Raw genomic sequence first — 6,514 nt, forward strand, 5'->3', positions numbered from 1 at the left:
ACTTCGTGTTGGGGTTGCCGGTCCGAGACATCAAATCAGAATTCACCTGGTAAGGCTTCAGCAACTTGATACGCTCATCCCAAACTTCCTTCGGCTCGCCCATGGAAACCCAAATATCCGTGTAAACAAAGTCCACACCCTTCACGCCCTCATCGACGCTCTCGGTGTGAGTAACCTTCGCACCAGTTTCCTTAGCGATTTCCTCGCCCTTGGCAATAATTTCTGGGCTGTTCCACAGTTCCTTGGGAGCCACAATTCGCACGTCCATTCCCAGCATCGCGCCGGAAATCAACAGGGAGTTAGCCATATTGAAACGAGAGTCGCCAACGTAAGCAAAAGAAATCTCATTGTACGGTTTGCCACTCTGCTCGTGCATGGTCAACATGTCACACAACATCTGGGTGGGGTGCCATTCGTCGGTCAAGCCATTCCACACCGGCACGCCCGACATCTCGGCCAAGACATCCACCTTGTGCTGGGAGTCGCCGCGGTATTCGATACCGTCATAGAAGCGGCCCAACACCCGAGCGGTGTCCTCAATAGATTCCTTATGACCCATCTGAGAGCCTGACGGATCCAGATAGGTTACGTGAGCGCCCTGATCATAGGCGGCAACCTCAAAAGAGCAGCGTGTACGGGTCGAGGTCTTTTCGAAAATCAGAGCAATATTCTTGTTCTTCAGGTACTGAACTTCGCGACCTTCTTTCTTCGCGGCTTTCAGTTCAGCAGCCAACTCGAGCAGCTCCAACCACTCAGCGGGAGTAAAGTCGAGTTCTTTCAAAAAGTGACGACCGTGAAAATCAGTCATGGGTTTTCCTTTCAAATTGGTGTTTTCTTGATGATTGGTAATGTGCGGAGAATATCTCTCCGAATTTCTGGCCGGTGCCGCACTGAAAAGGTCACGGCTGCCGGCCAGAAAAAACATACCCCCGTGGGCTGCCCCGTTGATAACCTCCGAGGCAGCCCGGAGGGGAAACTTATAACCGCTTACGAGTGGCTCTACTTGTAGAGCGGGTCGCGAGCAATCGGGCAGCTCATGCAGCGCGAGCCACCACGGCCACGGCCGAGTTCGGCGCCGTCAATCTCGAGTACCTCGATACCGGCATTGCGCAGGTTCTTGTTGGTCTCGATGTTGGAGCGGTAGCCCATCACGACACCCGGCGCAATAGCCAGGGTGTTGTTCGCGTCGTTCCACTGTTCGCGCTCGACGTTGAAGTAGTCGCCGCCGGTGGGGGAGACATGGAACTTCACACCCAGCGCCTCGTTCAAGGTATCGACCAGCTTCGTGCCATCGCGGCGAATATCAATGCCGCTGGACTTGGACTCATCAGGACGCAGCGAGAAGGTCCAGGTGTTGTCGATGTAAGGCATGTAAGCGTTTACGACGTCCTCGGAGCAGAACGTAAAGATGGTGTCCAGGTGCATTGCTGCACGAGTCCGCGGAATACGCGCCACGATGACGCGCTCAGCAGCCTTCTTGGCGAACAATTCCTTGGCCAGCTCCGTAGTGGCGTTCAACGAGGTACGCTCGCCCATGCCGACCAGCAGCACGCCGTCCTTCAGAGGCATCACGTCGCCACCTTCGATGAAGGTGTTGGGGTGCCACTTCTTGTCGGGATCAGCGCCGAACCAGATGTTGAAGTCCTCGTTAGCGAAACGCGGGTGGTACTGGTAAATAGCGTGGGTCAGGAGGGTCTCCTGACGGCGGGCCTGCCAGTACATCGGGTTCAGGGACACACCATTGAACACCCAAGCGGAGTTGTCACGAGTGAACTGGGTATTGGGCAGCGGATTGAAGATCCAGTCGTCCAGGTTGTAACCGTCAGGGGTCACAGCCTTCTTGTACACGCCGCCGACTTCATCGGGAATCTCGTCGAGGTTGATACCGCCGATAAGGTAACGTGCCAGTTCCTTGGAGTCCATTTCCGTAAAGAAGTCACGGAAATCCTTGGCAACAATGGGGTTGACCATGTCATCGGCGACACGGCGGTCGAGTACGAACTTGCGGGCTTCTTTGTTATCCAAAACTTCACCCAGCATAACCTGCATATCGAGCACTTCGATGTCGCGAGCCTTCATCTGAGCCACAAAGTCATCGTGGTGCTTCTGTGCTTCTTCAACCCACAAGACATCATCGAATAGCAGGTCCGAGCAGTTTTCAGGAGTTAGCCGCTTATGAGCCAAATCAGGCCTGCAAACCATCACGGTACGCAGAACCCCTGCCTCAGAGTAAACGCCAACTTTGTTATTCATATTGATTCCTTCCTAACGTAATCGTTGTTTTGGTACGTACACAGTTCGCCGGATAGCGAGAGGACTTTTAGTCATCAGTACAAGTGTACGAACCGAGCTTAGGGGGCACTCTTTGACCCTCAAGTTGTGTGAATATGAAATTATCTCCTCAGCGATTCCCTTTGGTGATGGCTGGGCTCAGCCGGGTGGCCTTACCAAGCCATCACCAAAGGAAACCCAAGTATGAATTGTCTGTCTTTACAGACCGTTCCAGAACATAGCGCTGATGAAGTCACCCTTGAATACGATGACCCAGATAATCAGCAGTACTGTGAAGGCTATAGCCACGCCCAGGAAAATCTTGTCCTTGCCTTGGAATGCCGGCTGGTCAGGATACTGTTCCTTACGCCCCAAGTAATAGAGTGGGGAACCAATCAACCACAGCAAACCGTTGAGGAACAGCAGCCCAATGCCGCCAGCCCACAGCAACCAGGCTGTGTAGACGGTAGCGATGATACCAACGCACATCCGGTAGCCTTTCGATGCTTTCACACCTTCCGCTTCGTTGCGTCCATGCGAGGTCTGAATGACCTGGTAGACGGCGGAAATGACGTAGCACGGAATAATCAGCGAAGCCGCGATGGTAATCAAGTCGGTGTAGCTCGAGGAGAAACCCAAAATCATGATGACGTAAACGATGGAAGACACAATGTTGGTCACCCACAGCGAAACTGTCGGGGAACCTTTCTTGTTTGTCTTGCCAAAGGCCGCCATGATGTTGTGGTCAGCTGCCGGCACGAACAGAATCTCAGAGGCCAGCATGACCCAGGTCAGCATAGCGCCAGCCACGGAGATTAGCACCGCAACGTTGATGAATCCGGCGCCCCAGGGACCGACCGCAGCCGCCATCGCACCGCCCATGGACGGATCGGCGAGTCCAGCCAACTCGGGCTGGGCCATCAAACCGTAGGACAGGACGTTGACGAACACCAGCAGTGCCAGCACGGTAAGGAAAGCGATAACCGTAGCCTTGGCCACATCGCTGGACTTCTTGGCACGAGTGGAGTACACCGAAGCACCTTCGATACCGATGAACACCCAAACCGTAACCAGCATCATGCGGGAAACCTGAGCCATCACCGGACCGAGCCCGGCTTCTTCGCCCTCGGCGCCAACCTGCACCACGTTGCCCCAGAAGTCAGCCGTAAAGAAACCGACCTTGAAAGCTACCGCAGCACAGATGATAAAGACAATAATCGGGATAATCTTAACCGCGGTAACAATCGTGTTCACGAACGCTGCGGTACGGATACCGGCCAAAATCAGGAAGTGAATCAACCACAGGCAGACCAGACCGAATATCAGCCCTCCGATAGAAACGGTGTCCCCTTGCATCAAGCCAGAGAATACCGCGAATCCACCTAGAGCTGACGTGAAAAAGGCAATGTAAGAGAGGTTGCCGGCCCAAGCCGATAACCAGTATGACCAGGCGGACATAAAGCCACCGAAGTTGCCCAAGCCTTCCCGCGCGTAGCCATAAACACCACCGGTGATGTCTGGACGAGTTGTAGCCAAAGATTGGAACACGAACGCCAGCATCAGCATACCGATGCCGGTAATCAACCAACCTATCAACAGCGGCCCCGGTGCCGCTTTGCCGGCCATCTGGCTCGGTATCCCGAAGATACCAGCACCAACCATGGAACCTACACCAAAAGCAATCAACGGGAATAGGGGAAGCTTTACTTCCTCTGTTTCCGCAACAGCATTGTCGTTGCTCATTCTTTACCCTTCTATATGGAGTGAAGTGTGCGTTTAAAACAGCGTTCCAGGGGTATGCGCCCCATTGCCGCTGACCAAAAAACATCTGTTGTTTTTCGCACTGATTCATTGTATTACCAGTTCACACGTAAATCGAGGGATTTCTGAATTTGAATAATTATGCGTATACCCTTCTTTGTCCCCCCTGTACTCCGTATTTAGAGAATGCATATATTTTCATGTTACAGTAGGCGGTTTTGGGGTGGTCGCGCGTTCTGGAAGCTGCACAAGCGCCGAGCTCTGGCTGCACAAGGTGGGTGCGTTTTTGTTTGTCTCGTCAGGCTTTGAGGGGTGCTTGAGTCTGCGCCTGGCAAGTTCTACCACGGGTTGCGCAGTCGTTGCTGGCACGAACAGACTGAAAAATCAGGAAAAAGGAAAACAACACCGCACCAAAGCGGTGGAAATCAGTAACTGGCGCGCCCGAAGGGACTCGAACCCCCAACCTTCTGATCCGTAGTCAGATGCTCTATCCATTGAGCTACGAGCGCTTCGCGAACCAGTTTAATACAAGCCTTTCTCGATATCAAAATCCTAAAATAGCCAACCACAGGTTCACGGCCACTTCCAGGTTACTGTCCAGGAAGTCATAGGCGGAGGTATGCAGGGGCGGCCAATCTTGCCCATTGCCGATATAAACCATCGCTCCGCTGGCGAGCTTCAAGTAGTGCCCGAAGTCTTCCGAGGCCCGGTAGGGCTTTTCCAGGTACACCACCGGCAACCCCGCACGCTGTGCGGCGGCGGCAACCAGGTCTATTGCCGCGTCATCGTTGCAAGTCTCAGGAAAAACGTCGCAGTCAGTTATGGACAGCAGCAGGGAGGTCTGTTTCGCCAGGCGGGACGCCTCGTCACAGATTAGGCTCTTTAGCTTGGCCAGGTCGGATTCGTTTTCGGCACGCAAGGTCAGGTTCAGCTCCCCATGGGACGCCGAAATACCAAAGTCTTTGCGTCCGACTTCGATGCCCACTACCGTGGCCAACACGAAACCCTTGAAACTTGAATGCCGATTGCCGAGTCTCGCCACGCCCGCCAAATCCATAACGTAGAGAACCAGCTGGGCAATCGTTTCGCTGGGGTTCACCCCCGCTTCCGGGTTGCTGGCGTGCGTGGTGATACCTTTAAATTCCAAGCTCAGCCCTTGCGAGGCACACTGCGACACGCCCCGTTTCAGAGCCACGCAGCCGCGAGGTATCCCGCTCCAGTTGTGGAAAGCGTAAATCTGGTCGATTGCTTCCCGCTCAATGAGGCGCGAACTGGGGAAACCTCCGGCTCCGATTTCTTCGGCCGGTTGAAAGATGAGATAAACATCGGAAGGCACATCGCGCCCTTCCAACTCCAAAGCCAGTCCCGCCAGAGCCGAACTGTGCCCGTCATGACCGCACTTGTGCGACACCCCAGGATTCTGCGAGGCGTAAGGCAGATCCAAATCTTCTGGAATGGGCAGCGCATCGTAATCTGCGCGGAAACCGATGGAGGGCTGAGCGGGATCCGTTCCCGGAACTTTCACCCAAAACCAACTGCCTTCGTCATGAATGACAAAGGAGGTATGTTCGGCTAAAAAGCCCATCAACCTGCGCTTAGTTTCAACTTCCTGCCCGGAGATTTCGGGGTGAGCATGCAGCTCATGGCGCAGTTCCGTCACCAGTTTCAAGTTGCTTTTCTGCATCGTTCTAAGGTTCCTCTTGTCCGCTAACTACGCTCAGCCGCAGTATTAATTGGCGAGCCTCACTGCTAGTTTAGTCAGGATAAGCTGCGATGTTACGGTTCTGGCAGGGTTATTCCAATCCTGAGATAGAGAGCAGGAGTTCGTGAAGCGCTTGGGCTGATTCTTCGTCACGACAAATAATCAGCAGGGTGTTGTCCCCTGCTATCGTTCCCAGGACTCCATCAAGGTTTTCTTTGTCGATGATGGATGCCAGAGGGGAGGCCGCCGCCGGGTGGGTGCGCAAAATGACTTGATTGCAAACACAGGTTGATTTCAGCAAAAACTGTTTCACCCAATAGTCCAAACTGCCGTTTAGCGGTTTCGCACCCTCCGTCGCGCCCTCGGTGGGAACCAGGGAATAATGCAGGTTTCCGTCACGGTCACGAATCTTTGTGGCTGAAAGTTCTTCCAAATCTCGCGAGAGAGTGGCTTGCGTCACGTTGAAGCCCAGGACGTTGAGGTGATTCTGCAAAGCTCGTTGGGAGCGAATCACGTTTTCTTGCAGCAGCCGGGTAATCACGGCGTGACGGGTCGCTTTCGAGGGGACGACTCGGGGCAAAGTGTCGTCGGTCATAGGCAAATCAACCCCCAATAAAACTTGAACTCGCTACTGTAACCACTAACCTACACCGAGTTGGTTGGGTTCTCTAGTTGTTGTGTGGTTTAAACGGGTTTCGCCCCCACGGGGTGGGGGCGAAACGTTTTTGAAGTGTTAGTGCGGCGGTTTCCTACTCTCCCACACACCGGCGTGTGCAGTAC

At 54.0% G+C, this 6,514-nt stretch carries 5 protein-coding genes and 1 tRNA gene; all 6 read right to left on the minus strand.

Annotated elements, in window-relative coordinates; all coding sequences use genetic code 11:
• The coding region (gene argF / locus RDL66_RS08765; protein WP_308536593.1) for an ornithine carbamoyltransferase at window positions 1-808 on the minus strand (808 nt) is incomplete at its 3' end.
• Between the two features lie 191 nt (window positions 809-999).
• Window positions 1,000-2,253, minus strand: a complete 1,254-nt coding sequence (locus RDL66_RS08770) for an arginine deiminase (protein WP_299295275.1) — start codon at window positions 2,251-2,253, stop codon at window positions 1,000-1,002.
• A 237-nt stretch (window positions 2,254-2,490) separates the two neighbouring features.
• The gene (locus RDL66_RS08775) at window positions 2,491-4,014 is read right to left on the minus strand and encodes a basic amino acid/polyamine antiporter (RefSeq protein WP_308536595.1); all 1,524 of its coding nucleotides are present in this window, start codon (window positions 4,012-4,014) and stop codon (window positions 2,491-2,493) included.
• A gap of 451 nt (window positions 4,015-4,465) precedes the next feature.
• Window positions 4,466-4,541 (minus strand) — tRNA-Arg (locus RDL66_RS08780).
• Window positions 4,542-4,576: 35 nt separating this feature from the next.
• Window positions 4,577-5,716, minus strand: a complete 1,140-nt coding sequence (locus tag RDL66_RS08785) for a M20 family metallopeptidase (RefSeq protein WP_299295269.1) — start codon at window positions 5,714-5,716, stop codon at window positions 4,577-4,579.
• Window positions 5,717-5,825: 109 nt separating this feature from the next.
• Complete coding sequence (gene argR / locus RDL66_RS08790) at window positions 5,826-6,329, minus strand: arginine repressor (protein WP_299295266.1); 504 nt, start codon at window positions 6,327-6,329, stop codon at window positions 5,826-5,828.
• Window positions 6,330-6,514 lie beyond the last annotated feature (185 nt).

The organism is uncultured Mobiluncus sp. (assembly GCF_902488535.1).
GTDB lineage: Bacteria > Actinomycetota > Actinomycetes > Actinomycetales > Actinomycetaceae > Mobiluncus.

What these genes read in the sequence shown, in the direction of transcription:
- RDL66_RS08785 (WP_299295269.1), bottom strand. Translation starts at nt 5,716, where the DNA reads ATGCAGAAAAGCAACTTGAAACTGGTGACGGAACTGCGCCATGAGCTG.
- RDL66_RS08775 (WP_308536595.1), bottom strand. Translation starts at nt 4,014, where the DNA reads ATGAGCAACGACAATGCTGTTGCGGAAACAGAGGAAGTAAAGCTTCCC.
- argR (WP_299295266.1), bottom strand. Translation starts at nt 6,329, where the DNA reads ATGACCGACGACACTTTGCCCCGAGTCGTCCCCTCGAAAGCGACCCGT.
- RDL66_RS08770 (WP_299295275.1), bottom strand. Translation starts at nt 2,253, where the DNA reads ATGAATAACAAAGTTGGCGTTTACTCTGAGGCAGGGGTTCTGCGTACC.